The sequence below is a fragment of the Streptomyces sp. NPDC051561 genome, assembly GCF_044454195.1.
GTDB lineage: Bacteria > Actinomycetota > Actinomycetes > Streptomycetales > Streptomycetaceae > Streptomyces.
In genome coordinates, this window is the sequence record NZ_JBITDM010000017.1 from 81,101 (window position 1) to 107,255 (window position 26,155).

General features: G+C 70.4%; 21 protein-coding genes and 1 tRNA gene. 8 read left to right on the forward strand and 14 right to left on the reverse strand.

Annotated features, from left to right (window positions below; all coding sequences use genetic code 11):
- Positions 1 to 4: 4 nt before the first annotated feature.
- Both ACIA73_RS29930 and ACIA73_RS29935 read left to right on the forward strand, forming a co-directional pair.
- Entirely contained in the window at positions 5 to 916 is a 912-nt protein-coding gene (locus tag ACIA73_RS29930) for an ABC transporter ATP-binding protein (RefSeq protein WP_399441942.1), read from the forward strand.
- Positions 913 to 1,629 carry an ABC transporter ATP-binding protein gene (locus ACIA73_RS29935; RefSeq protein ID WP_399441943.1) on the forward strand — a complete coding sequence of 239 codons (717 nt, stop codon included), beginning with the start codon at positions 913 to 915 and terminating at the stop codon, positions 1,627 to 1,629. The genes ACIA73_RS29930 and ACIA73_RS29935 overlap by 4 nt, the downstream gene beginning before the upstream one ends.
- A gap of 80 nt (positions 1,630 to 1,709) precedes the next feature.
- On the opposite strand, the gene ACIA73_RS29940 is transcribed toward ACIA73_RS29935, so the two are convergent.
- A complete protein-coding gene (locus tag ACIA73_RS29940; protein WP_399441944.1) occupies positions 1,710 to 2,366 on the reverse strand; it encodes an ANTAR domain-containing response regulator in 657 nt (218 codons plus the stop codon).
- Positions 2,367 to 2,464: 98 nt separating this feature from the next.
- Between ACIA73_RS29940 and ACIA73_RS29945 the strand changes: the two genes are divergently transcribed.
- Both ACIA73_RS29945 and ACIA73_RS29950 read left to right on the forward strand, forming a co-directional pair.
- Positions 2,465 to 2,539, forward strand: a tRNA-Leu gene (locus ACIA73_RS29945).
- 109 nt (positions 2,540 to 2,648) lie between these two features.
- Positions 2,649 to 3,398: a helix-turn-helix domain-containing protein gene (locus ACIA73_RS29950; RefSeq protein WP_399441945.1), complete on the forward strand. Its 750-nt coding sequence runs from the start codon at positions 2,649 to 2,651 to the stop codon at positions 3,396 to 3,398.
- Positions 3,399 to 3,408: 10 nt separating this feature from the next.
- On the opposite strand, the gene pyk is transcribed toward ACIA73_RS29950, so the two are convergent.
- Positions 3,409 to 4,842: a pyruvate kinase gene (pyk, locus tag ACIA73_RS29955; RefSeq protein WP_399441946.1), complete on the reverse strand. Its 1,434-nt coding sequence runs from the start codon at positions 4,840 to 4,842 to the stop codon at positions 3,409 to 3,411.
- Between the two features lie 154 nt (positions 4,843 to 4,996).
- Complete coding sequence (locus ACIA73_RS29960; protein ID WP_399441947.1) at positions 4,997 to 5,701, reverse strand: SIMPL domain-containing protein; 705 nt, start codon at positions 5,699 to 5,701, stop codon at positions 4,997 to 4,999.
- Positions 5,702 to 5,897: 196 nt separating this feature from the next.
- On the opposite strand from ACIA73_RS29960, the gene ACIA73_RS29965 reads away from it, so the two are divergent.
- A complete protein-coding gene (locus tag ACIA73_RS29965) occupies positions 5,898 to 7,712 on the forward strand; it encodes a 5'-nucleotidase C-terminal domain-containing protein (protein WP_399441948.1) in 1,815 nt (604 codons plus the stop codon).
- A 102-nt stretch (positions 7,713 to 7,814) separates the two neighbouring features.
- On the opposite strand, the gene ACIA73_RS29970 is transcribed toward ACIA73_RS29965, so the two are convergent.
- The 5 genes from ACIA73_RS29970 to ACIA73_RS29990 all read right to left on the reverse strand — a co-directional run bounded on the left by ACIA73_RS29970 (position 7,815) and on the right by ACIA73_RS29990 (position 15,140).
- A complete protein-coding gene (locus ACIA73_RS29970) occupies positions 7,815 to 9,239 on the reverse strand; it encodes a lysine N(6)-hydroxylase/L-ornithine N(5)-oxygenase family protein (RefSeq protein ID WP_399441949.1) in 1,425 nt (474 codons plus the stop codon).
- Between the two features lie 89 nt (positions 9,240 to 9,328).
- Entirely contained in the window at positions 9,329 to 10,867 is a 1,539-nt protein-coding gene (locus ACIA73_RS29975; RefSeq protein WP_399441950.1) for a pyridoxal phosphate-dependent decarboxylase family protein, read from the reverse strand.
- Between the two features lie 248 nt (positions 10,868 to 11,115).
- Complete coding sequence (gene pepN, locus ACIA73_RS29980) at positions 11,116 to 13,788, reverse strand: aminopeptidase N (RefSeq protein WP_399441951.1); 2,673 nt, start codon at positions 13,786 to 13,788, stop codon at positions 11,116 to 11,118.
- Positions 13,789 to 13,872: 84 nt separating this feature from the next.
- Positions 13,873 to 14,241, reverse strand: a complete 369-nt coding sequence (locus tag ACIA73_RS29985) for a chorismate mutase (protein WP_399441953.1) — start codon at positions 14,239 to 14,241, stop codon at positions 13,873 to 13,875.
- A gap of 11 nt (positions 14,242 to 14,252) precedes the next feature.
- Positions 14,253 to 15,140, reverse strand: coding sequence for a helix-turn-helix domain-containing protein (locus ACIA73_RS29990; protein WP_399441954.1), 888 nt, complete (start codon positions 15,138 to 15,140; stop codon positions 14,253 to 14,255).
- 212 nt (positions 15,141 to 15,352) lie between these two features.
- Between ACIA73_RS29990 and ACIA73_RS29995 the strand changes: the two genes are divergently transcribed.
- Complete coding sequence (locus ACIA73_RS29995; RefSeq protein WP_399441955.1) at positions 15,353 to 17,119, forward strand: beta-galactosidase; 1,767 nt, start codon at positions 15,353 to 15,355, stop codon at positions 17,117 to 17,119.
- Positions 17,120 to 17,198: 79 nt separating this feature from the next.
- Here ACIA73_RS29995 and ACIA73_RS30000 read toward each other — a convergent pair whose 3' ends face one another.
- Positions 17,199 to 17,990, reverse strand: a complete 792-nt coding sequence (locus ACIA73_RS30000) for a S1 family peptidase (protein ID WP_399441956.1) — start codon at positions 17,988 to 17,990, stop codon at positions 17,199 to 17,201.
- Positions 17,991 to 18,208: 218 nt separating this feature from the next.
- Here ACIA73_RS30000 and ACIA73_RS30005 point away from each other — a divergent pair, with 218 nt between their 5' ends.
- The gene (locus ACIA73_RS30005; RefSeq protein WP_399441957.1) at positions 18,209 to 19,114 is read left to right on the forward strand and encodes a hypothetical protein; all 906 of its coding nucleotides are present in this window, start codon (positions 18,209 to 18,211) and stop codon (positions 19,112 to 19,114) included.
- Between the two features lie 126 nt (positions 19,115 to 19,240).
- A complete protein-coding gene (locus tag ACIA73_RS30010) occupies positions 19,241 to 20,845 on the forward strand; it encodes an ankyrin repeat domain-containing protein (RefSeq protein WP_399441958.1) in 1,605 nt (534 codons plus the stop codon).
- Here ACIA73_RS30010 and ACIA73_RS30015 read toward each other — a convergent pair.
- From ACIA73_RS30015 to hsaA, 5 genes are all read right to left on the reverse strand, one after another.
- A complete protein-coding gene (locus ACIA73_RS30015) occupies positions 20,805 to 22,502 on the reverse strand; it encodes an FAD-dependent oxidoreductase (RefSeq protein ID WP_399441959.1) in 1,698 nt (565 codons plus the stop codon). The genes ACIA73_RS30010 and ACIA73_RS30015 overlap by 41 nt on opposite strands.
- Positions 22,499 to 23,047, reverse strand: a complete 549-nt coding sequence (locus tag ACIA73_RS30020; protein WP_399441960.1) for a flavin reductase family protein — start codon at positions 23,045 to 23,047, stop codon at positions 22,499 to 22,501. The genes ACIA73_RS30015 and ACIA73_RS30020 overlap by 4 nt, the downstream gene beginning before the upstream one ends.
- A complete protein-coding gene (locus ACIA73_RS30025; protein WP_399441961.1) occupies positions 23,035 to 23,943 on the reverse strand; it encodes a VOC family protein in 909 nt (302 codons plus the stop codon). Before ACIA73_RS30025 ends, ACIA73_RS30020 begins: the two co-directional genes overlap by 13 nt.
- Before the next feature lie 117 nt (positions 23,944 to 24,060).
- Positions 24,061 to 24,918, reverse strand: coding sequence for a 4,5:9,10-diseco-3-hydroxy-5,9,17-trioxoandrosta-1(10),2-diene-4-oate hydrolase (gene hsaD, locus ACIA73_RS30030; protein ID WP_399441962.1), 858 nt, complete (start codon positions 24,916 to 24,918; stop codon positions 24,061 to 24,063).
- Positions 24,919 to 24,938: 20 nt separating this feature from the next.
- The gene (hsaA, locus tag ACIA73_RS30035; RefSeq protein ID WP_399441964.1) at positions 24,939 to 26,120 is read right to left on the reverse strand and encodes a 3-hydroxy-9,10-secoandrosta-1,3,5(10)-triene-9,17-dione monooxygenase oxygenase subunit; all 1,182 of its coding nucleotides are present in this window, start codon (positions 26,118 to 26,120) and stop codon (positions 24,939 to 24,941) included.
- Positions 26,121 to 26,155: the final 35 nt, after the last annotated feature.

The following is a 26,155-nucleotide window of genomic DNA, read 5'->3' on the forward strand; positions in this document are numbered from 1 at the left end:
CCCCATGACGACACCCACAGCCACCACCAGCACCACCCCGACGGCCGGCACCGTCCTCGACGCCAGCGGCGTCACCATGCGCTTCGGCGGACTCACCGCCGTCCGCGACGTCAGCCTCACCGTCAACTCGGGCGAGATCGTCGGACTCATCGGCCCCAACGGAGCCGGCAAGACCACCTTCTTCAACTGCCTGACCGGGCTGTACGTCCCGACCGAGGGCAAGGTCACCTACAAGGGCACCGTCCTGCCGCCCAAGCCCCACCTCGTCACCCAGGCAGGCATCGCCCGTACCTTCCAGAACATCCGGCTCTTCGCCAACATGACCGTTCTGGAGAACGTCCTCGTCGGCCGTCACACCCGCACCAAGGAAGGCCTCTGGTCGGCCCTGCTGCGCGGCCCCGGCTTCAAGAAGGCGGAGAAGGCGTCCCACGAACGGGCCATGGAACTCCTGGAGTTCATCGGCCTGGAGGCCAAGGCCGACCACCTCGCCCGCAACCTGCCCTACGGCGAACAGCGCAAGCTGGAGATCGCCCGGGCACTCGCCAGCGACCCCGGCCTGCTCCTCCTCGACGAGCCCACCGCCGGCATGAACCCGCAGGAGACCCGCGCCACCGAGGAACTGGTCTTCGCGATCCGGGACCTGGGCATCGCCGTACTCGTCATCGAGCACGACATGCGGTTCATCTTCAACCTCTCCGACCGGGTCGCCTGCCTGGTCCAGGGCGAGAAGCTCGTCGAAGGCACCCCCGAGGTCGTCCAGGGCGACGAGCGCGTCATCGCCGCCTACCTCGGAACCCCCTTCGAAGGCGCCCCCGGCGCCGAGGAGGCCGCCGAGGTCGAGGCCGCCGAAGCCCAGGCACAGGCCGACGCCGCCAGCACCACCAGCACGGACCGCACCGAAGGAGACGCCAAGTGACCGCCCTTCTGGAGGTCGAGGACCTCCGCGTCGCCTACGGCAAGATCGAAGCCGTCAAGGGCATCTCCTTCAGCGTCGAAGAAGGCCAGGTCGTCACCCTCATCGGCACCAACGGCGCCGGCAAGACCACGACGCTGCGCACCCTCTCCGGCCTCCTCAAGCCGTCCGGCGGCTCCATCCGCTTCGACGGCAAGCCGCTCGAAGGCGTACCCGCGCACAAGATCGTCGCCCTCGGACTCGCGCACTCCCCCGAGGGCCGCCACATCTTCCCGCGGCTCACCATCACGGAGAACCTCCAGCTCGGCGCCTTCCTCCGCACCGACAAGGCGGGCATCGAGAAGGACATCCAGCGCGCCTACGACCTCTTCCCCATCCTCGGGGAACGCCGCAAGCAGGCCGCCGGAACCCTCTCGGGCGGCGAACAGCAGATGCTCGCCATGGGCCGGGCCCTGATGTCCCAGCCCAAGCTGCTCATGCTCGACGAGCCCTCCATGGGCCTCTCCCCGATCATGATGCAGAAGATCATGGAGACCATCGTCGAGCTGCGCTCCACCGGCACGACGATCCTGCTCGTCGAGCAGAACGCCCAGGCGGCGCTCTCCCTCGCCGACCAGGGCCACGTCATGGAGATCGGCAAGATCGTCCTCTCCGGGACGGGCCAGCACCTCCTCCACGACGAGTCCGTCCGCAAGGCCTACCTCGGCGAGGACTGACCGCTGCCGCTCGTGTACGTACGGGAAGAGGCCCGCCCCGCAGTCGATGCGGGGCGGGCCTCTTCCCGTACGTGCCAGGCCTACTGCTCCTTGGCCGCCTTCTTCTCCTCGGCGTCCTCGATGACCGCCTCCGCCACCTGCTGCATCGACAGCCGGCGGTCCATCGACGTCTTCTGGATCCAGCGGAACGCGGCCGGCTCGCTCAGCCCGTACTGCGTCTGCAAAATCGACTTCGCGCGGTCCACCAGCTTGCGCGTCTCCAGCCGCAGCGTGAGGTCCGCGACCTCGTTCTCCAGCGTCTTCAGCTCGGCGAAGCGCGAGACGGCCATCTCGATCGCCGGGACGACGTCACTCTTGCTGAACGGCTTCACGAGGTACGCCATGGCCCCGGCGTCCCGCGCCCGCTCGACCAGGTCGCGCTGCGAGAACGCGGTGAGCATGAGGACCGGGGCGATCGATTCGGCAGCGATCTGCTCAGCGGCGGAGATGCCGTCGAGCACCGGCATCTTCACGTCAAGGATCACCAGGTCCGGCTTGTGCTCCCGGGCGAGCTCAACGGCCTTCTGACCGTCTCCGGCCTCACCGACGACCGAGTAGCCCTCCTCCTCCAGCATCTCCTTGAGGTCGAGCCGGATGAGGGCTTCGTCCTCGGCGATGACGACGCGGGTCGTCAGCGGCGGAACGTGCGACTTGTCGTCGTCGGCGACGGGCGGCTGGGGCGACTCGGGGGTGGTCACGGGGCTCCTTGATACGGGGCAGATACTGCTGCCAAGAGCGTACCTAGCTGCGGTATGGTGGTCATGCAGCGGGTCGGGGGAAACCTTCGATTCGTTAGGCCCCGGTAGCCCAACTGGCAGCAGGCAATGGATTCAAAACCCATACAGTGTCGGTTCGAATCCGACTCGGGGCACTTTTCCTTGGATTCCAAGGTCACGTGATTTTGGCGACTCTCCACGCGTACGTGTGAATGTGTCGCCTTTTTCATGCCCTGCGGCGGCAATACCCGCAGGATCGCCCCCGTGTACGACATCGCAACACGCAAGCGAGCCCTTTCCCTCGTCGACGGGGGCCGCAGCCTGAACTCCGTGAGCAGAGAGACCGGCATATCGCGCCACGCCATTCGCTCCTGGCAGACCCGCATCGAGCCCCTCCCCCGCATGACGGGAACGCCGATCCGGGACGCTCCGGCAGACCCGGCCGCGTACTCCTACCTTCTGGGCCTCTACCTGGGCGACGGCTGCATCAGCGAGCACCCTCGACGCACGGGCCATTACCTGCGCATCGCGTGCGCCGACGCCTGGCCGGGCCTCATCGAGGAATGCCGGACAGCGATCACGGGCGCACATCCAGGCAGCAAGGTCTACTTGGCCCAGCGGCAGGGTTGCGTCAACGTCACGAGCTACAGCCGCAGTTGGCCCTACCTGTTTCCGCAGCACGGGCCGGGTAAGAAGCACGATCGGCGCATTGCCCTTGAGCCGTGGCAGCAGCACATCGTGGACGACTTCCCCTGGGAGTTCCTCCGGGGGCTCATCCACTCGGACGGATGCCGCGTCACCAACTGGACCACGCGCCTCATCGGTGGCGTGCGCAAGCGCTACGAGTATCCGCGATACTTCTTCACCAACAAGTCCGAGGACATCAGGCGGATGCTCACCAGCACCCTGGACGTCCTCGGCGTGGCGTGGAAACAGTCAAACGCATACAACATCTCCGTGGCCCGACGGGCGTCCGTAGCGCTCGTGGACGCCCACGTCGGGCCCAAGTACTAGCCCCCACCGCCTACTTCGGGGAGTCGTCCTCGCCGATGTGGTGGATGCGGACCAGGTTGGTCGAGCCGGCGACTCCCGGCGGGGAACCGGCCGTAATCACCACCACATCCCCCTTCTGGCAGCGGCCGATGCGCAGCAGTTCCTCGTCGACCTGGGCGACCATCTCGTCGGTGGAGTCGACCTTGGGGCCGAGGAAGGTCTCGACGCCCCAGGTGAGGTTGAGCTGGGAGCGGGTGGCCTGCTCGGGGGTGAAGGCCAGCAGCGGGATCGGGGAGCGGTAGCGGGAGAGGCGCTTGACGGTGTCGCCGGACTGGGTGAACGCGACGAGGAACTTGGCGCCGAGGAAGTCGCCCATTTCGGCCGCTGCCCGGGCGACCGCGCCGCCCTGGGTGCGGGGCTTGTTGCGGTCGGTGAGGGGCGGGAGGCCCTTGGCGAGGATGTCCTCCTCGGCGGCTTCGACGATGCGGGACATCGTGCGGACCGTCTCGATGGGGTACTTGCCGACGCTGGTTTCGCCGGAGAGCATCACGGCGTCGGTGCCGTCGATGACGGCGTTGGCGACGTCGGAGGCCTCGGCGCGGGTGGGGCGGGAGTTCTCGATCATCGAGTCGAGCATCTGGGTGGCGACGATGACCGGCTTGGCGTTGCGCTTGGCGAGTTTGATGGCGCGTTTCTGGACGATCGGGACCTGCTCCAGCGGCATTTCGACACCCAGGTCGCCGCGCGCCACCATGATGCCGTCGAAGGCGGCCACGATGTCGTCGATGTTCTCGACGGCCTGGGGCTTCTCGACCTTGGCGATGACGGGGAGGCGGCGGCCCTCCTCCTCCATCACGCGGTGCACGTCCTCGATGTCGCGGCCGCTGCGGACGAAGGAGAGGGCGATGATGTCGGCGCCGGTGCGCAGGGCCCAGCGGAGGTCGTCGATGTCCTTCTCCGAGAGGGCGGGGACGGAGACGGCGACGCCCGGGAGGTTGAGGCCCTTGTGGTCGGAGACCATGCCGCCCTCGATGACGGTGGTGTGGACGCGGGGTCCTTCGACCGCCGTCACTTCGAGGGTGACCTTGCCGTCGTCGACGAGAATGCGCTCGCCGGTGGTGACGTCGGTGTTGAGGCCGTCATAGGTGGTGCCGCAGGTGTGGCGGTCGCCCTCCGTGGGTTCGACGGTGATGGTGAACTCGTCGCCGCGTTCAAGGAGTACGGGGCCTTCGCGGAAGCGTCCGAGGCGGATCTTCGGGCCTTGAAGGTCGGCGAGGATGCCCACACTGCGGCCGGTCTCCTCGGAGGCTTTCCGTACGTGGCTGTAACGCTCCTCGTGTTCGGCGTAGGTGCCGTGGCTGAGGTTGAAGCGGGCGATGTCCATTCCGGCTTCGACCAGTGCCTTGATCTGGTCGTATGTGTCGGTGGCGGGGCCCAGGGTACAAACGATCTTTGCTCGGCGCATGCTTCGAGCCTAGGGCTTACCGATGGGTAGGTAATTGGCTCTGCATGACTACTCAACAACCTTTGCATGAAAGGTTATTGACAACTGTTGAATTGTGCGCGGGGGTGCTCTGATGAGCAATTCCGGAGTGTGCCGGAAGTGCGCCCGGGATGCGTCAGAGGGTGGGCGGGGCCATCGTGAAGCGCGCGTTGACATGGGCGTGGACGGTCTGGCGCTGGGGTTCCAGGTCGAGCGCGGGGGCCGCCTCGGTTGCCGCGGCGGCGCCGCGCATCATGCCGCCGTATCCGACGTTCATGGGGCGGTAGTCGGCGGTGGAGGTCTCGCTGCCGTCGTCGGCGAGTTCGAGGAGGGCGACCAGGCGGGTGCCCAGGGCCTCGGCGTACTCGCGGGCGCGGACGACGGCCTCGCGGACCGCCTGGGTGCGGGCCTGCGCATAGACGGGCGAGGTGGGGCGCAGCGCCCACCAGGGGCCGTCGACCCGGGTGAGTTCGAGGTCGGAGAGGCGGGTGGTGAGTTCGCCCAGGGCCGTGAAGTCGGCGAGGTCCGCGGTGAGCCGGACACGGCCGTGGTAGGCGCGGATGCGTTCGCCTCGGCCTTTGTGGGTGAGTTCGGGGTTGATCGAGAAGGAGCCGGTTTCGAGCTTCTCGACGGCGTCCCCGTAGGACTTGACGAGTTCGAGGGCGGCGGCGTTGCGGCGGGTGAGGTCTTCGAGGGCGGTGCGGCGGTCGGTGCCCCGGGCACTGACGTTGATGGAGATGGTGGCGATCTCGGGGTCGACTTCGAGGCGGGCCTCGCCGCGGACGGCGACGCGGGGGGCGTCGGCGGTGCCGAAAGGCGCGGGTGCGCTGGGGCTGCTCATGAAGGGGCTCCCTCGGGTGCGGTGGTGCGCGGTGGTGTGCTGGGGATCCGGGTGGATCCGTACGGACCACTGTGGCATCCGGGTCCGACACCGGGGAGTCATCGGATCGAAACCTGTAAAGGGTGTCGCGGAAACCGCCGCTGAGTCAGAATCTACGCGCGTTGTGCTGGGCAACGCGGGGAATGAAGGAGTGCAAATGCCGCTGAATCGGCGGAAGTTCCTGGGCAATGCGGCTGCGACGGGTGCCGGTGTGGCACTGGCCGGCGGTGTCGCGGGGCCGGCCGAGGCCGTGGAGCAGGGCGTCGCCGCGAAGGGCCACGGGCACCGGCCGAAGCGGTACTCGTTCACCGTGATGGGGACGACCGACCTGCACGGCAATGTCTTCAACTGGGACTATTTCACTGACAAGGAATTCGACGACAAGGACCACAATGACGTGGGTCTGGCGAAGATCTCCACGCTGGTGACGGCGATCCGCAAGGAGAAGGGCCGCCGCAATACGCTGCTCATCGACGCCGGCGACACCATCCAGGGCACCCAGCTGTCGTACTACTACGCCAAGGTCGACCCGATCACGGCGAAGCGCGGCCCGGTGCACCCGATGGCGCAGGCGATGAACAAGATCGGTTATGACGCGGCCGCGCTCGGCAACCACGAGTTCAACTACGGCATTCCGGTGCTGCGCAAGTTCGAGGAGCAGTGCGACTTCCCGCTGCTCGGTGCGAACGCGCTGGACGCCAGGACGCTGCGGCCGGCCTTCGCCCCGTACAGCATCCACCGCATGCGGACCCCGCACGGCCGGGACGTCAAGGTGGCCGTCCTCGGTCTGACGAACCCGGGCATCGCCATCTGGGACAAGATGAATGTCCAGGGGAAGATGGTGTTCCCGGGGCTTGAGGAGCAGGCGGCGAAGTGGGTGCCGAAGCTGCGGTCGATGGGCGCGGATGTCGTCATCGTCTCCGCGCACTCGGGTTCCAGCGGCACTTCTTCGTACGGTGACCAGCTTCCGTACGTCGAGAACGCGGCCGGTCTGGTGGCCGAGCAGGTCCCGGGCATCGACGCGATCCTGGTGGGCCACGCGCACACCGAGATCCCCGAGTACTTCGTCGAGAACAAGCAGACCGGAAGGAAGGTCCTGCTGTCCGAGCCGCTGAAGTGGGGCCAGCGGCTGACCCGGTTCGACTTCGAGCTGGTGTGGGGCAGGGGCCGCTGGACCGTGGAGAAGGTCGGGGCGAGTGTCCTGAATTCGAACGCGGTCCAGGAGGACCCGCGGATCACCGGGATGCTCGCGGACGAGCACAAGAAGGTCGTGGCGTACGTCAACCAGGTCATCGGCAGCTCGACGGCGGCGATGACGACGGCCGAGGCGGCGTGGAAGGACGAGCCGCTGATCGACCTGATCAACCTGGTGCAGGTGGAGACGGTGAAGGCGGCCCTCGCGGGCGGCGAGTACGCGGCGCTGCCGGTGCTGTCCCAGGCGTCCTGCTTCTCGCGCACGGCGAAGGTGCCCGCCGGGCAGATCACCATCAAGGACGCGGCGGGCCTGTACCCGTTCGAGAACACCCTTGAGGCGCGGCTGCTGACCGGTGCGCAGATCAAGGAGTACCTGGAGTACTCGGCGAAGTACTACGTGCAGACCCCGGCGGGCACTCCGGTGGACACGGCGAAGCTGACCAACGCCGAGAGCACCCCCGACTACAACTACGACGTGGTGTCGGGTCTGACGTACGAGATCGACATCGCCAAGCCGAAGGGCTCGCGGATCGTCGGCCTCACCTTCGACGGGAAGGCGCTGGACCCGAAGGCGCAGTTCGTGTTCGCGGTGAACAACTACCGGGCGTCCGGCGGGGGTGCGTTCCCGCACATCGCGGGATCCAAGCAGCTGTGGGCGAACTCGGAGGAGATCCGGAACACGATCATCAACTGGGTGAAGGCCAAGGGGACCATCGACCCGAAGGTGTTCGCGTCGGTGGAGTGGAAGCTGACGCGGGACGGTACGCCGGTCTTCTAGGCGGGCCTTTCGAACGGCCGTCCGGGCGGGTGGTCTGCCGGGAGGTGAGGGAGGGCCGCACCCCGGAGGCGGGGTGCGGCCCTTCGTCGTGTCCGCCGGGTTTCAGACCTTGAGCTTGATGAGGCCCTCACGCTGGGTGGGCAGTGTGGGGCGGGCGGGGGCGCCGAGGCCGAAGGTGGTGAAGGCGGTACGGGCGGGCAGCGGGTAGGCGTCGGTGCCGGTGAGCGAGTTGAGGATGACGGCGCTGCGCCAGGCGGCGAGTCCGAGGTCGGGGGCGCCGACGCCGTGGGTGTGCCGTTCGGCGTTCTGGACGTACACCGAGCCCTCGACGACGGGGTCGAGGATCAGGCGCTGGTTCTCGTCGATGCGCGGGCGCTGGGAGGAGTCGCGCTTCATGTACGGGTCGAGGGCGGCGAGGATGCGGTCGACGGGGCGTTCCCGGTAGCCGGTGGCAAGGACGACGGCGTCGGTGGTGAGGCGGGAGCGGGTGCCCTGCTGGGTGTGTTCCAGGTGGAGTTCGACCTTGGTGGTGGCGACGCGTCCGGCGGTGCGGACGTGGACTCCGGGGGTGATGGTGACGTCGGGCCAGCCACCGTCGAGGGTGCGGCGGTAGAGCTCGTCGTGAATGGCGGCGATGGTGTCGGCGTCGATGCCCTTGTGCAACTGCCACTGCCGGGGCAGGAGTTCGTCGCGTACGCCCTCGGGCAGGGCGTGGAAGTAGCGGGTGTAGTCCGGGGTGAAGTGCTCCAGGCCGAGCTTGGAGTACTCCATGGGGGCGAGGGCCTCGGTGCGGGCGAGCCAGGTGATCTTCTCGCGGCCCGTGGGGCGGGCGCGGAGCAGGTCGAGGAAGATCTCGGCGCCGGACTGGCCGCTCCCGATGACGGTGACGTGGTCGGCGGTGAGCAGGTTCGCACGGTGGTGGAGGTACTCGGCGGAGTGGATCACCGGGACGGTGGGGGCTTCGGCGAGGGGCTTGAGGGGCTCGGGGATGTACGGGGCGGTGCCGACGCCGAGGACGAGGTTGCGGGTGTACGTACGGCCGAGGGCTTCGGCCTCCCCGTCGGGGTCGAGCTGGGTGAAGTCGACTTCGAAGGCGATGCGTTCGGGGTTCCAGCGGACGGCGTCGACCTGGTGGCCGAAGTGGAGTCCGGTGAGGCGCTCGCTGACCCAGCGGCAGTAGGCGTCGTACTCGGCGCGCTGGATGTGGAAGCGCTCGGCGAAGTAGAAGGGGAAGAGGCGCTCGCGGTCGCGCAGGTAGTTGAGGAAGGTCCAGGGGCTGGAGGGGTCCGCGAGGGTGACGAGGTCGGCGAGGAAGGGGACTTGGAGGGTGGCGCCCTCGATGAGGAGGCCGGGGTGCCAGTGGAAGGTGGGTCGCTGTTCGTAGAAGGCGGTCTTGAGGCCGCCGTGGACGCCGTCGGCGAGGGCGGCGACGGAGAGGTTGAAGGGGCCGATGCCGATCCCGACGAGGTCGTGGGGGGTGTCGGGGGTGGGGGGCTGAGGGGTGTGGGGCGGCTGGGGGGCGGTCATCGGTGGGGCCTTTCGGGGGTGCGGCAGGGGGTTGCGGGGGTGGCCGGGGTCGGGGGTGCGACGTCCCCGGGGCGCGGCAGAGCGAGGTGTCAGGGCGTGGCGGCAGCGTGTTCCGCGAGGACGAGGGTGAGGAGGGAGGTGAGGTCCTGGAGGGTGGTGTGAGGGTTGAGCAGAGTGGCTTTGAACCAGAGGTGGCCGTCGGCGTGGGCTCGGCCGAGGACGGCACGGCCCTGGGTGAGCAGGTGGCGGCGGGTGGTGGCCACGGAGTCGTCGGTGGCGTGGGTGGGGCGGAAGAGGACGGTGGAGAGGGTGGGGCGGTCGTAGAGCTCAAGGCCGGGGTGTTTGGCGATCAGGTCGGCGAGGTGGTGGGCGGCGTCGCAGGTGCGGTCGACGAGTTCGGCGAGGCCGGTGCGTCCTAGGGCCTTGAGGGTGACGGCGGTCTTGAGGACGTCGGGGCGCCGGGTGGTGCGGAGTGAGCGGCCCAGCAGGTCGGGGAGGCCCGCCTCGGTGTCGTCGTCGGCGTTGAGGTAGTCGGCCCGGTGGTCGAGGGGGGCGAGGGCCGTGGTGTCGGCGACGACGAGGAGGCCGGCCGCGACGGGCTGCCAGCCGAGTTTGTGGAGGTCGACAGTGAGGGTCCGGGCCCGGTCGAGGCCGCTGAGTAAGGGGCGGCGGGTGGGGCTGAAGAGGAGTGGTCCGCCGTACGCCGCGTCGATGTGCAGGTCGGCGCCGTGGTGTTCGCAGAGGTCGGCGATCTCCGGGAGGGGGTCGATCTGGCCGGTGTCGGTGGTGCCGGCGGTGGCGGCGACGAGGATGGGGTATCCCCTGGTCGAGCGAAGCCGAGAGCTTGGGGAAGGGCCGTGGAGGTGGGTGAGGGCCTCGTCGAGTGCGGCGAGGTCGAGGGTGCCGGAAGAGGCGGGGACCACGACGGGTTCGGGCAGGCCGAGGAGCCAGGCGGCGCGGGCGAGGGAGTGGTGGGCGTTGGCGCCGACGACGAGTTGGACGGGGCCCTGGTGGGCGTGGGTCTCGCGGGCGAGGAGGAGGGCGAGCTGGTTGGACTCCGTGCCCCCGGTGGTGACGAGGGCGTCGGGTGCGGGCCGGTCGGGGTAGAACTCGGCGGCCAGCGCGCTGGTGACGGACTCTTCCAGGGCGGAGGCGGCGGGGGCCTGGTCCCAGGAGTCCATCGAGGGGTTGAGCGCGGAGGCGGCGAGGTCGGCGGCGACGGCCATCGCGAGGGGCGGGCAGTGCAGGTGGGCGGCGCAGTGCGGGTGGGCGGGGTCGGCGGCGCCTGCGGCGAGTGCGGTGACGAGGGTACGGAGGGCTTCGTGCGGGCCGGTGCCGGTGTCGGGGAGTACGGGGTGGGCGGCGGTGCGGAGCTGGGCGGCGGTGGAGGTGGGGCCGCCGGCGGGGAGGGGGCCGTTGCGGGCTTTGGTGCCGGTGGAGAGGGCGGTGAGGGTGGTGGAGAGGAGGGGGTGGAGGTGGGTGGGGCCTTCTTCGCCGCCGGCGAGGGGAGGGAGGGGTGGAAGGGGTGGGCGCTGGGACTGGTTGTGGGGTGGGGTCTGGGTGTGGCCCGGGGCCGTGGTCCGGGGTGGGGTGGGGTGGGGGCCCGGGACGGGGGGCGGGGTGTTCATGCGGGGTCCTTCGGGTGCGTCGGGCGCGGGGCGACACACCAGGGTGTACACGGGGTGTGGGTGTGTGTCCGAGGTGGTCAACGATCTCGACCCGAAAGTGGTACTGGCGTGTGGGTGGGGGGAGTTGGGCGGGGCGGGACTGGTATGGGGCGGGGTAAGGGGGCTACCAGGGGGAGGGGCATGGGAAACGGCGGTGGCCGGCAAGGGGGTCCTTGGCCGGCCACCGCCGTTGGGGAGAGAGGGGTTGGTCAGGTGGTGGTGCGGATGTGGAGGGCTCGGCGGAGTTCGGCGAGTTGGTCGATGAGTTTGCGGCGGAGGGCCGGGGTCAGGTCCTCCTCGCGGAGGTGGGCTTCGCCGAGGGCGAGGGCGGCTGCGTCGATCTCGTGGGCGGGGAAGGCGTAGCGGCCCGCCGCCTCCGCGATGGCCGGGCTGCGGCGGGTGGCCAGGGCTGCCGCAGCCGGGTAGTAGCGGGCGACGTACGGCTGGAGGAGTTCGGCCTGCTCCGGCTGCCAGAAGCCGGTCGCGGTGGCGGTGAAGAGGTAGTTGGAGAGCGAGTCGGAGTCGAACATGGCTGTCCAGGCCGCCGACTTGGCCTCCGGGGTGGGCAGCGCGGCCCGGCAGTGCGCGGCGCCCTGCTCGCCGGTGGCGCTGGGGTCTCGGGCGAGTTCGGCGTCGATGGCGGCGGGGTCGGTGGCGCCGAGTACCGCGAGGCGGCCCAGGATGCTCCAGCGGAGTTCCGGGTCGAGGGCGGGGCCGCCGGGGATGCTGCCCGAGTCGTACCAGTCACGGATGCTGTCCGGATGGGTGGCGACGTCGATGAAGTGGCGTACGGCGACGAGGCGCAGCCCGGGGTTGTTGCCGTCCTCGGTGCGGCGCATCAGGTCGCGGCAGAGGTCGGCGAGGGTGGCGAGCGCGGCCGGCCGCCGGGTGGGGGTGAGGTAGCGGTCGGCGATCGGGCCGGTGGCGAAGGCGAGGACGCCCTGGACGACGGCGAGGTCGCTCTCGTACGGGAGGTGGGCGCGGGCCGCCTCCAGGTACGAGGCGGGCGGGAGTTGGCCGTCGCGGACCATGTCGCGGGCGGCGTTCCAGATGACGGCCCGGGTGAGCGGGCCGCCCCCGCTCGAACGCAGTGGAGAGTTCGGGGAGAGGTCGGGGATGCCGGACAGGGAGCGCAGCGCCGTGTTCCAGGACTCCCGGTCGAGGCGGACCTTGGCGAAGGTGTGGTCGCCGTCGTTGAGGAGGAGCAGCGAGGGGCGGCGTCCGGGGCGGGTGGTGGCGACGCCGGGGGCGGAGGGCGCGTCCGGCGACGTCACGCCGTCTGCTCCTGAACCGGTGCCGGGCCCCGGCTCCCCCGCCGGTAGGTCCAGTTCGAACTGCTCCCGCAGCACCAGAGCGTCCGCGTCCACCAGGTCCTGGTCGTACGCCCCGACCGTGATCCGGTGCGGGCGGCCGCCGGTGTGGGCGATGTCGAGGGTCCAGCCCGCGTCGGTGTCGGTGACGGTGGGGGTGAGGGTGTCGACGCCGGTGGTGCGCAGCCAGGAGTCGGCCCACGCGTGGACGTCGCGGTCGGTCACCGACGCCAGGTTGTCGATGAAGTCGGCGAGGCGGGCGTTGCCGAACTTGTGGCGTGCGAAGTGGACGTTGATTCCGGCCAGGAAGTCCTTCTCGCCGAGCCAGGCGACGAGTTGGCGCAGGGCGGAGGCGCCCTTGGCGTAGGAGATGCCGTCGAAGTTGAGGAGTGCGGAGGCGGTGTCGGGGACGTCCTGGGGGTCGGGGGCGACCGGGTGGGTGGAGGGGCTCTGGTCGGCGTCGTACCCCCAGCCCTTGCGCGAGACCGCGAAGCCGGTCCAGGTGTCGGTGAAGCGGGTCGCCTCGGAGAGGATCTGGTAGCCCATGTACTCGGCGAAGGACTCGTTGAGCCAGATGTCGTCCCACCACTGGAGGGTGACCAGGTCGCCGAACCACATGTGCGCCATCTCGTGCGCGATGGTGACGCCGCGCGACTGGCGCTGGGTGTCGGTGACGGCGGAGCGGAAGACGTAGGTGTCGCGGAGGGTGACCAGTCCGGGGTTCTCCATCGCGCCCGCGTTGAACTCCGGGACGAAGGCCTGGTCGTAGGAGTCGAAGGGGTACGGCTCGTCGAACTTCTCGTGGAAGCGGTCGAAGCAGGCGCGGGTGATGCCGAGGAGTTCATCGGCGTCGGCGTCCAGGTGGGGGGCCAGCGAGCGGCGGCAGTGGATGCCGAAGGGGAGGCCGGCGTGCTGGGTGCGGACGGAGTGCCAGGGGCCTGCGGCGACGGCTACCAGGTAGGTGGGGATGAGAGGGGTGGGAGCGAGGGTCCACTTCCCGGCCCCCTGGTGGGTGGCGACGGAGTTGCCGAGGACGGTCCAGGTGGTGGGCGCGGTGACGGTGACCTCGAAGACGGCCTTGAGGTCGGGCTGGTCGAAGGAGGTGAAGACGCGCTGGGTGTCGTCGAGGAAGAGCTGGGTGTAGACGTACGTCTCGCCGTCGGCGGGGTCGGTGAAACGGTGCATGCCCTCGCCGGTGCGGGAGTAGTGCATGGCGGCGTCGACGTGCAGTTCGTGGGTGCCGGGGGTGAGGCCGGTGAGGGGGAAGCGGTTCTCGTGGAGGGCGGCGACGTCGAGGGGGTGCCCGTCGAGGGTGACGGAGCGCAGCAGGGCGGGCTTGAGCTCGACGAAGGTGTCTGCGGGGGCGCCGGAGGGGGTGCCGGCCGGGGCTTCGTTCGCGGGGCTGCTCGCGTGCACCGTGAAGTGGATGACGGTGCGGGAGCCGAAGGTGGCCCCGGCTCCCTCTTCGGCCGCTTCGTCCGCGCCGCCGGTCAGGTCGAGGTCGACCGTGTACCGCTGTACGTCGATGAGTCGGGCTCGGGTCTGCGCTTCGTCGCGCGTCAGTACGGGCATGGGGACATGCTGCCCGATGGGGGTGGACGGCAGGGGCTGCGGGGCGGGGGCGCCCCGACGGAGGGCGGCGGCCCGCCCCGGCCGTCAGGCTTCAGGGGCCGTCGGATGCTCCGCGATCTGCTCGTGGTGGCGGATCACCTCCGCGATGATGAAGTTGAGCAGCTTCTCCGCGAAGGCGGGGTCCAGCTTGGCGCTCTCGGCGAGCGCCCGCAGCCGCTCGATCTGGCGGGCTTCGCGGGCCGGGTCGGCCGGAGGCAGGTGGTGTTCGGCCTTGAGGTGTCCTACCTGCATGGTGGCCTTGAAGCGTTCGGCCAGCATGTGGACGACGGCCGCGTCGATGTTGTCGATGCTGTCGCGGAGCCGGCCGAGCTCGGCACGGACTGCCGGGTCGACGGGGGCGGCGGAGCCCGTGGGGTCGGTGGGGGGCGTAGGGCCGGTGGCGCTGGTCGTCATGGTCAACGAGCTTACGACGCCCCCGGCGGGATCGTCGGCGGGTGTTCGGGATCCGGGATCTGATTGCTCCAGCCGCCGGGGACGGTCCGGCCCTGTTGCTCCCGGAAGCGCACCGGTGCGGTGCCGACGCGGCGGGTGAAGAGGCGGGAGAAGTAGGCGGGGTCGTCGTAGCCGACCCGTCGGGCAACGGCGGCGACGGGCAGTTCGGTGGCGGCGAGGAGTTCCTTGGCGCGGCCCAGGCGGATGCCGAGGAGGTAGTCCTTGGGGCTGCAGCCGGCTCCGCGTCGTACAGCGGTACGGAGTTCGGCGGGGGTCATTCCGTGCCGGGAGGCGTGCTCGGCGACCGAGAGTGGCTGGAAGGCGTCGCGGGCCAGCGCCTGGAGGACGGGGTCACCGTCCGCGCCGAGATCGGCCCTGGCGCGGCGCAGCGCGACCAGCAGCTCGTGGACGGCGGCCCCCGTCTCCACCTCCAGCAGCGGATTCCCGCGCCGTGCCGCCCGTGCGATCCGGCCGACGGCCGCCCGCGCCCCCGCCGCGTCGGCGAGCGGCACGACCGGCCGCTCCGGTTCTATGTAGCCGAGTTCGGTGTACGTCGCGGTGGCGGGCCCGGTGAAGTCGACGAAGCTCTCGTCCCAGCCGGTCTCCGGGTCGGGTCCGTAGTGGTGCGGAATGCCGGGGGTGACCCAGAGCAGGGCGGGCGCGGTCACGGTCGTACGGCGTCCGTCCGCGCCCCGGTACCAGCCGGAGCCCGCGCTGATCACGACGGCCACATGGTGGTCGAGGGTGCGGGGGCCGACGGTGGGCAGCGCGCCGTGCTGGAGGCCGACGCCGAGGCAGGCCAGCCCGAGTTTGTGGTGGGTGGGGCTGGGGGTGAAGTAGCGCATCCAGGTGTGGTACATCGGCGTCCCTCCTTGTCGGTGTTCCCGTACGGATCTGCTCCGGACGTGCCGCTGATCTGCGGTGTGCCCGCCAACCGTCCAACTTCCGTTGATCTTTGTCCATGGACGGGCCCGCCGCCAGGGGGCGAGCCTGTGACGGAGCCCCGGCCGGGGCGGGGACACAGGCTCACGGGGTGCATCGCTGAGCGGACGACGAGGGATGGGCGGGGACCGTGGCTGATTTCACGGTGGGTGACGTGGACTTTCTGCTGGACGGGCGGCCGGTGCGGCTGCTGTCCGGCGCGCTGCACTACTTCCGGGTGCACGAGGAGAGTTGGGGCCATCGGCTGTCCATGCTCCGCGCGATGGGCCTCAACTGCGTGGAGACGTACGTCCCCTGGAACCTCCACGAGCCCTCCCCCGGCCGCTTCCACGATGTGGACGCGCTCGGCCGCTTCCTGGACGCGGCGCAGGAGGCCGGGCTGTGGGCGATCGTCCGCCCGGGCCCGTACATCTGCGCCGAATGGGAGAACGGCGGACTCCCCCACTGGCTGACCGGCCCGCTCGGCAACCGCGTCCGTACCCGCGACGCGGCTTATTTCGGACAGGTGGAGCGGTGGTTCCGGCGGTTGCTGCCGCAGGTGGTGCAGCGGCAGGTCACCCGGGGCGGTCCGGTGCTGATGGTTCAGGTGGAGAACGAGTACGGGTCGTACGGCAGCGACCAGGCCTATCTGAGCCGCCTCGCCGGTTTCCTCCGCGAAGCCGGCGTGAGCGTCCCGCTCTTCACCTCGGACGGCCCCGAGGACCACATGCTGACCGGCGGCTCGGTCCCTGGCGTCCTCGCCACCGCGAACTTCGGTTCGGGGGCGCGCGCGGCCTTCGACGTACTGCGCACGCACCAGCCGTCGGGGCCCCTCATGTGCATGGAGTTCTGGTGCGGCTGGTTCGACCACTGGGGGTCCGAGCGGGTGGTACGGGACGCCGGGGACGCGACGGAGGCGCTTCGGGAGATCCTGGAGTGCGGGGCGTCGGTCAACCTCTATATGGCGCACGGCGGTACGAACTTCGCGGGCTGGGCCGGGGCGAACCGTTCCGGCACCCTGCACGGCGGTGAGCTCAGGCCGACCGTCACCTCCTACGACTACGACGCGCCGATCGACGAGTACGGGCGCCCCACGGACAAGTTCTGGCGCTTCAGGGAGGTGCTGTCCGAGTACGCGGAGGGTCCGCTTCCGGAGGTCCCGGCGCCTCCGGGCGTTCCCGCCGCGCGGGTGGCGGTGGGCTTCGACGGGTGGGTTCCGCTGGGTGAGATGATGGACGCTCTTGGGGGCGAGGAGACGGAACGGGGTGTTCCGGCCACCTTCGAGGAGCTGGGGATCGGCCGTGGCGTCGTCCGTCACCGGGTGGACGTGCCGGGTCCCCGTCAGCCGTACCCGCTGGGGGTGCGGGGGCTGCGGGACCGGGCGGTGGTGTACGTCGACGGCCGGCGGGCCGGGGTGCTCGCGGCGGAGGACGCCTACCTGCCGGATCCGGTGGCCGGGCCCGCCGCCGTGGAGCTGTGGGTGGAGTCCCTCGGCCGCGTCAACTACGGTCCCCGGCTGGCCGAGCCCAAGGGCGTCACCGGCGGAATCCTGCACGAGCGGCAGTATCTGCACGGGGTGCGCTCGCAAGGCCTGTCCCTGGAGGCCTTCGACGACGGCCCGGCCGTACGGAAGCTGGGGTTCCGTACGATCCCCGAGGGGGCGGCCGGGCTTGTCCGGGGCTCCTTCGACCTGGACGCGGCCTGCGACGGCGCCGGGCTCGAACTCTCCGGGGTGATACGGGGGTTCGTGTGGGTGAACGGATTCTGCCTGGGGCGGTACTGGCCCGGGGCGGGCCCGCAGACGTCCCTCTACGTGCCGGGCCCGGTGCTGAGGGCCGGGAGCAACGAGGTGTGGGTGCTGGAGCTGGAGGGGTGCGGGGACGGGAACGGGGCCGAGCTGACCGGGTCGGTGGGGTAAACGCGGTAGACGGGATGGGTGGGGCACGCAGGGTGGGTGGGGCGTTCCCGCCGGAGGCCGCACCCACCCCGCCCCCGGGTTACAGACCCGCTGCCGCCTGGGCGATCGCCGAGGCGAACGTCGAGACCTCGGTGTACACGCCCGGGTAGTTCGGCCGGGCGCAGCCATTGCCCCAGCTCACGATCCCGACCTGGACCCACGCACCCGCGTTGTCCTTGCGGAACATCGGGCCGCCCGAGTCACCCTGGCAGGTGTCGACCCCGCCCTGCGGGAGTCCGGCACACAGCTCCTCGCCGGGGATGAGGTCGGCGTACGACGTCTTGCAGCTGGCGTCGGAGACGAACGGCACCTTGGCCTTGAGGAGGTAGCGCTGCTGGGCGCCGCCTTCCCTGGCCGCGCCCCATCCGGCGATGTCGAACGTGCCGGTGTTGTACGCCGTGCTGGTGGCGATCTTCAGCGTCGGCAGGTTGATCGGCTTGGCGAGCTTGATGAGGGCCCAGTCCTTGCCGCTGCCGTTGTAGCCCGGCGCCTGGAGCACCTTGGTGGACTTGACCTTGATGGCGCTGGAGCTCTGGAGGTCCACCACACCGGCGGTGGCGGTGATGCTCGTGTTGTTGCCCGAGCCGCTCACACAGTGCGCGGCGGTCAGCACGATGTCCTTGGCGTAGAGGGAACCGCCACAGCCCATGGACAGCCGGACCATGAACGGGAACTCACCCTGGGCGGCGCGCGTTCCTCCTACGACGGGCTGGGTGCCGGCCGATCCGGGAGTGGGCGCCGCGGTGGCCCCGGCGGGCTGGAGGCTGACGGCGGCGAGGGCGATGGCGCCGGTCACGGCGCATCTCTTGAGGGCACGGAGTACGTTCTTCAACGGAGTGCCTTTCGTGGGGGGTGAAGAGGGACGCGCGCTGACAACGAGCACACACCTGGGCACGGCAGGAACGGCACAGCAAAGTCACAGGACACACACCGACCTCACGCTGGCATGAGCCCGTCAACGCGCTGTTGGATTATGTGGAGTTGATCGTCCGTGCGACAAGGGTCCCTTTTCGGCCAGCGCCGAAGTGGGTTTGAGAAGGGGGTACGCCGGTGGGCATCGGCAGCGAGGTCGAACACGGTTTTCCGCATCTGGACACCGTCCGGGCCGCACTGACGGCCCTGTACCGGCGGATCGGCGAGGACGGGGTGCGGTCGTACGCGCCCAGCGTCTTCCCCGTCGACGTGGCGTTCTCCGAGGACGACGACCCGCATCTGGGGGCGCAGTACGTGGCGCGGGCACTGGTCTCGCACTTCCGGCTGCCCGACGCCCGGATGATCGTCAGCTACCGCGAAATGGAGCACGCAGCCGGTGTCGAACTGACCGCGGGCCCGGAGTACTTCATCGAGCTGAACGACCGCTTCCGCCAGCACCGCAAGGACATCGGCGCCGCCCTCGCCCACGAGATCACCCATGTGCTGCTGCACCGCCTTGACCTCTCCTTCCCCGGCACCCGCGACAACGAGATCCTCACCGACACGGTGACCACCTATCTCGGCGCGGGCTGGCTGCTGCTGGACGCCTACCGGCAGGACGGCGCGTCCAGCCAGAAGCTCGGCTACCTCACCCCGGAGGAATTCGGATACGTACTGGCCAAGCGCTCGCTGCTGCTCGGCGAGGATCCGTCCCCCTGGTTCACCAGCGCGGAGGCGTACACGGCGTACACCAAGGGCATGGCGCAGGCCCGCCGCGACGAGCAGCAGCCGCCGCTGGCCGGTGCGGGCAGGCTGGCCAGGCACCGGTACGGAAGGGACCGCCGGCAGGCCCTGGAGCACGGCGGCACGGGGCTGGTGGGCCCGCTCGCCTCGTACATCTTCGAGGGGCGCACGGGCCAGGGCCCGGGGCTGCGGGTCTCGTTCCCCTGCCCGACCTGCCACCAGCGGATCCGGGTGCCGGTGCGCGGCGAGCTGAAGGCCCGCTGCGGCCTGTGCCGCACGGTGCTGGAGTGCGACGGCTGAGCGCCGGATCTGTTGTCCCTGTGCCTCTGCCCGCTCCTGGGCAGCCCCCTCCCATACCCTCAGCCCCTCCTGCCCGCACAGCCCCTGACCTGCGGGAACACTCGGCGGTCCGCGTAGGGTCGAAGGATGGACAACAAGCCGACAGCGGGCCTGCGGGACCTGTTCGAGGCTGTGCACGGTGACGAGGACGACGCTGTTGTACGGCTGCTTCGGGCGGGCGCCCCTGCCGAGGCCACCGATGAGGAAGGCACCACCGTGCTGTACGCGGCGGTGGTGGACGACCGTGCGGGGGCGGTCCGGCTGCTGCTCGCGGCGGGCGCGGACCCGGACCGGCCGAGCGGGTCGGGCGACGGGGACCTGCCGCTGTGCGCGGCGGCGGTCGGTGGGCACACCGAGGTGACGCGGGCGCTGCTCGCGGCGGGGGCGCGCCCCGATCTGCGGGAGGCGTACGGCTTCACCGCGCTGGCGTGGGCGGCGGGCCGGGGTCACGCCGCCGTGGCCGAGGCGCTGCTGGAGTACGGCGCCGATCCCGACCTGCCAGGGCCTTCCGGTGAGCCGCCGCTGGTGCTGGCGGCGCGGCGGGGTTCGGCCGCGACCGTACGGGTGCTGCTGCGGCATCGGGCGTCGGCGCACAGGGCGACGCTGGAGGAGGCGCTGGCGGAGGCCGAACGGTGGCTGGAACGCGACCTGGAGCACTCGTTGCGGGAGGGGCTGAAACACACATACGGGAGCCTGGGGGGCGATGAGTTCGCGGTGCGCCGGATAGCCGAGGACGGTGGCACCACGGTCGTCGCCGAGCTGCTGCGGGACGGCCTTCCGGTGGCGGCGGCCGAGCAGCAGACGGGGCATGCGGCCGTGGTCACACGCCTGGAGTGCGTCCTGGGGATCAGCACCCCGGCCGCCGAACTCGCCGCCCGCGCGGTGCGTTCCGGCTCCCCCGTGAGCAACAACTGGCGCGAGTCGGTGGCCGTCCTGTGGCAGCGCGCGGACGCCGAGACGCTGCGGGCGGCGCAGGAGTGGTGTGCGGACGATCCGCTGTGCGACGACCCACTGTGTGCGGATGGCTTCACTTTCCTGCACGGAACCTTCGCAGCGGATGTGCTCGCCCGGGCGGCTCCGGCAGCCGCCGCCGTACCCCTGCTGCGGGATCTCGCGGCCCGCCCCGGCCCCGCGCACCTGACCCGTGCGGCGATACGTGCCCTGGGCCGGCACCGCGACCCGTCGGCGCTGCCGGAGGTGCTGGCGCAGGCCTCGCACGAGGATGCGGAGGTACGTCGACGGGTGGCCGAGGCACTGGGGCGGCTGGCGGGGTGCGGGGCGCCGGGGGCACAGGGAGCGCCGCAAGCCCAGGAGGCACGGGCGGCTCAGGACGAGGCAGCGGCTCTCATCGCCCTCACCCGGGACCCCGACTCCGCGGTCCGGCACGAGGCTGTGGCCGCGCTGGCCCGCTCGCAGGCGGACACTCCTGCCGTGCGTGACGCACTGGCCCGGCAAGTGGGCACCCACTCGCGACAGTTGGAGCAGGGGCCGCCGCTCGATTCCGTATACGCCGAAGCGGCCCGGGGCCTGGCCGTCCGCCAGGACCCCCGGGCCGCCGGGGCACTGCTGCGGGTGCTCGCCGACGGTCCGCCCGAGGGCCCGGGCCGGGCCGTCGCCGTACAGGCGCTCACCCATCTCACGGACGGCGCTCTCAGGCGTCGGCTCCAGTCGACTTTTCCGCGATGTCGTTGACCGCCGCCCAGCTGAACGCCATGGCGGGCCCGATGGTCGCGCCCGGACCCGGGTACGTCTCGCCCATCACCGCGGCCGAGCAGTTGCCCGAGGCGTACAGGCCCTCGATGACCGAGCCGTCCTCACGCAGCACGCGGGCGTCCGCGTCCGTGACCAGGCCACCCTTGGTGCCGATGTCGCCCGGGTGGACCGGGATCGCGTAGAACGGGCCCTTCTCCAGCGGGGCGAGGTTCGGATTGGGGAGGGTCGGGTCGCCGTAGTAGCGGTCGTAGACACTGTCTCCGCGGCCGAAGTCCTCGTCCTTTCCGTTCTCCGCCTGCTTGTTGAAGCGGCGTACGGCGGCGGGCAGTCCGGGCGCCCTGATCAGGGCGGCGAGCTGCTCGACCGTCGCGGCCTTCTTCAGGAAACCGCTCTCGGTCCAGGACTTGGGGAACGGCTGGCCGGGGAAGAGGCCCGCGAAGAGATAGCGGGACTTGGAGCGGGCGTCCAGGATCAGCCAGGAGGGAACGGTGGTCGCCTCCTCCTTGTCCGCCTCGTACATCGCGTCGACGAACTGGTGGTACGGCGCGGCCTCGTTGGCGTACCGCGTCCCCGCCGCGTTCACGATCACCATGCCGGGGATTCCCCGGTCCGCGACCAGGAAGAACCCCTTCTCCCCCGGCGGGCAGACCGACGGCGCACCCCACACCTTGTCCAGCAGGTCGGTGGCCGCGCCCAGTTCCTCGCCGAGTTGCAGCGCGTCGCCGGTCTGGCCCTCGGAGGCGTGCGTCCACTCGGTGGAGGTCGGCCCGGGGAGGTACTTCTCGCGCAGCTCCTGGTGGTGCGAGAAGCCGCCCGAGGCGAGCACGACGCCGCCCTTGGCGCGGACGGTGACCTCCCTGCCGTCACGGGTGACCGTGACTCCGGTGACCCGGCCGCCGTCCTCCCGCACGAAGCCGGTGAGCGGTGCGGACAGCCACATGTCCGCGCCCTCCTTCTTCAGCGAGAGCCGCAGCCTGGCAATCAGCGCCTCTCCCAGCGAGAGCAGCTTCTTGCCCGTGACCAGGGCCCTGACCGCCCGGCTGCCCACCCGCAGCGAGGCCTTCCTGCCGGCCCAGGTGCGGCCGATCATGTTCACGTAGCGGAAGTCGTACGAGGTGAGGGTGAGCCCGTACGTCGGAAGGCCGGCCCGGCGCATGTCCTTGGCGAGCGGGCCCAGGTCCTTGAGGTCGGCGATGCGGGGCTCGATGGACCGGCCCTGCGCCATGCCGCCCATGGCCTCGGGGAAGTAGTCCGAGTAGCCCGGGGTGTACATGAAGCGCACATCGGTGCGGTCGTGGAACTCCCTGACCATGCGTGGCCCGTGGTCGAGGTAGGCCTCCTTGCGGGCCTCCGGGACGCGGTCGCCGACGGTGGCGTCCAGATAGGCGCGGGCCTTGGCTCGGGTGTCGCCGAGACCGGCGTCGTCCAGGTGGAAGTTGGTGGGCACCCATATCGCGCCGCCGGAAAGGGCGGTGGAGCCGCCGTACTTGTCGGTCTTCTCCACCACCAGGGCGCTCAGCCCGCGCAGCCGTGCGGTGAGGGCCGCGGCCATTCCCGCGGCACCGGAACCGACCACGACGACGTCGTAGGTGTGGTCCCAGCGCGGGGACTCCGCCGCGGATTGCGGTGCCGTCATGTGAACACTCCGGTGACGTAGTCGCTGCGGAAGTACAGCAGGGGTGATCCGTCTTCGCGCGCGGCCAGATCGAGTACGCGGGCGGTGATCACATAATGATCACCCGCTTCGTGCACGGCGTACAGCTCACAATCGACCGTGGCCAGCGCGTTGTTGATCAGAACCGCGTCGTTTTCGGTGCGTTTCCAGTCGACTCCGACGAATTTGTCGGCGCCCTTACGACCGAGGGCGGCGCAGGTGTCCGCCTGATCCTCGGCGAGGATGCTGACGCCGAAGCGGCCGGCCCGCTCCACCCCGGGCCAGCTGCTGGAACTCCTGCCGACACAGAGCAGCACCAGCGGCGGGTCCAGGGAGAGCGAGGCGAAGGACTGGCAGGCCAGACCGACCGGGGTGCCGTCCTGGTCGAGGGCAGCGACGACGGTGACGCCGCTGGCGAACCGGCCGAGGACGTCCCGGAACTTGTGCGGGTCGGCCGACAGGCCCGTCAGGGGGCCGGGCGGCGGGTCCGTCAGGGGGCCGGTCGGCGGGTCCGTCAGCCGTTCCACTGGTGTCCCCAGAAGCTGTCCGAGGTCATTTCCTTCGCCACCCAGTCCGCCGGGTCGACGATCAGCCCGTCCCAGCCGTACTCGACCTGGAAGCCGCCGGGCGCCTGCGCGTAGAAGGACACCATGTGATCGTTGGAGTGGCGGCCCAGGGTGGAGGCGATCGGCACTCCGGCCCCGGTCATCCGGTCCAGGCAGTAGCCGACGTCGTCGAGGGACTCCAGCTCGACCATGAAGTGCACGATGCCGGGCGGCAGCGCGCCCGGATACAGGCCCAGGCTGTGGTGGCGGCGGTTGGGGCTGAGGAAGTGCATCGTGTGGAAGTCCTGGCCGGGCGTGCCGGTGGGCACCGCGACGGGCGGCAGCTTCATCGAGTCGCGCAGCTGGAAGCCGAGGACGTTCTCGTAGAAGTCGAGGGTCTTCTCGGTGTCCGGGGCGGGGACGACGACATGGCCGAGGCCGAGGTTGCCCGCCCCGGGGGTCGAGGTGACGAACCGGTTGCCGTACGGGGTGCCGAGCGGGCTGTGGTCCTGGGCCTGGCCCCAGAAGATCTCCAGAGGGTTGCCACTGGGGTCCTGGAGGTGGATCAGGCCCTGCACCCGGCGCTCGGCGAGAGTGGCGGCGTCGCCCTGCTTGACGACCACACCGGCCGCTTCGAGCTGGGCCGCGGCGGTGGCGAGGGCTGCCGCGTTGGCGACCTCGAAGCCGGCCGCGAGCAGCCGGTCGGAGTCACCGGTGACGATCTGGAAGCGGTGGATCCGGTCGTCGATCCGAAGGTTCAGCTGCTGCTCGGTGGAGCCTTCGGCCTCGACCATGCCGAGAATGTCCAGGGTGTAGGTGCGCCACTCGTCGAGCTTGGTGGTTTCGAGGCGCAGATAGCCAAGAGCGCGAATGTCCATGGGAGTTGCGGCCCTTCAAGGCAGAGGAATGAAGATGACAGATTTCAGAATCTGTCATCTGATATCTGATAGCTGTCAGTTGAAATCTGCTGGTTGATATCTGTCAGCCGTCAGCCGTCAGTGCGAGAAGAAGTCGATCGCCAGGCGGTTGAACTCGTCCGCCTTCTCCCGCTGCGCCCAGTGACCGCAGTGCGGGAAGACGTGCAGCCGCGCGTTCCCGATCGCCTTGAGGGCGACGAACGCGCCGTCGAGCGGGTTGACCCGGTCCTCGCGCCCCCAGGTGAGCAGCGTCGGCTGGGTGATCCGGTGGGCCTCGCGCCACAGCATGGTGTCCGCCGGCCACTTGGCGAACGAAGCCGCCATCCGGGCGTTGCCCAGGGCCGCCTCCGGGTCGGTGGCCTGCGCGAACCGCTCGTCGATGAGTGCCTCGGTGACGATCGCCGGGTCGTACGCCAGCGTCGTGAGGAAGGTCCGCATCTGCTCCCGGGTCGGCGTCGCCGCCGTACTGAACTCGAAGAGCCGCTTGATGCCCTCGGTGGGGTCCGCGTGGAAGAGGTTCAGCGACACCCCGCCCGGCCCCATCAGCAGCAGCTTGCCGACCTTGTCCGGGTGGTCGAGCGCCATCCGGGTCGCGGTGCCGCCGCCCAGCGAGTTGCCGATGAAGTGCGCCTGCGCGATGCCCAGTTCGTCCATCAGGCCGGCGACCGCGTCGGCGGCGTAGGAGAAGAAGTCCTTGTCGAGCTCGGGCTTCTCGGACTTGCCGTAGCAGGGCTGGTCGACCAGGAGGGTGCGGAAGTGCTCAGCGAAGACCGGCAGGTTGGCACCGAAGTTGGACCAGCCGGAGGCGCCCGGACCGCCACCGTGCAGCATGATCACGACGGGTGTCCCGGCGGTCGCGCCGGCCGGGCCCGCCTCGTGGAAGTGCAGGGTCAGCCCGCCGGCCTTCGTGGTGCGCGAAGTGCTCTCGTACGTCATCGGAGTACTCACCGTGCCGCTCACAGCATCGTGTCCTGGATGTCGAGGCCGAGGGCGCCCTGGCCGAAGAGGACGAGCGCCCGTTCGGGGTCGTTGGCCGCGTGGCCGCGTCCGGTGTGGACGTCGCGCCAGGCGCGCTGGACGGCGTTGGTGGCCTTGTTGCGCAGGGCGGAGCCGCCCGCGTTCTCCATCAGGAGGTCGACGGCGGCCACCGCGCGCTCGGTGGCGAGGACCTGGTCGCGGCGGGTACGGGTGCGCAGCGGCATCGGCAGTTCCTCGCCGGCGACCGCGAGGTCGTACAGGTCACTGATGTTGCGTTCCAGTTGGAGCCAGGCGGCGTCGATGTCGCTGGCGGCGCGGGCGATCCGCACCTGGGCGAAGGGGTCCTCGGCGACCTGCTGGCCGTAGGAGATCCGGAAGCGCTCGCGGGTGGCGGCGACGTACGCCTCGTAAGCACCCTCGGCGATGCCGACGACGGGGGTGGAGATGGTGGTGGTGAAGACCGCGGCGTAGGGGAGCTTGTAGAGCGGCTCCGGGTTGACCTCCTGGCCGGGCGTCTTCAGCGCGGTGACCGGGCCGAAGCTGAGCGCACGGTGCTCGGGGACGAACACGTCCTCGCAGACCACGTCGTTGGAGCCGGTGCCCCGCAGGCCGACGGTGTCCCAGACGTCGTTGATCGTGTAGTCGGTGCGCGGGACCAGGAAGGTGCGCATGTCCAGCGGGCGGCCGTCGGCGTCGGTGATCATGCCGCCGAGCAGCGCCCAGTCCGCGTGGTCGCAGCCGGACGAGAAGTGCCAGGCGCCGGTGACCCGGAAGCCGCCCTCGACCGGGGTGACCTCGCAGGTCGGAGCATACGAGGAGCAGATCCGGGTGTGCGGGTCCTCGCCCCACACCTCGTCCTGGGCGCGTACGTCGTAGAGGGCGACGTGCCACGGGTGGACCCCGACGACCGAGGCGACCCAGCCGGTGGAGCCGCACGCCTTGGCGATCTCCTTGACGGCGGAGTAGAAAGCGGCCGGGTGCGCGGCCAGACCCCCGTACCGCTTCGGCTGGAGCAGCCGGAAGAACCCGCTCGCCTCCAGCTCCTTGATGCTGGTCCCGGGGACCTTGCGCTGCGCCTCGGCCTCGGGGGCGCGTTCGCGCAGCGCGGGGGCCAGGGCGCGGACCGCTGCGAGGACTTCGAGGACTTCTTCGTCACCCATGCGTTGTCGCCTCTCGGGGATTACGGCTGTGAGGT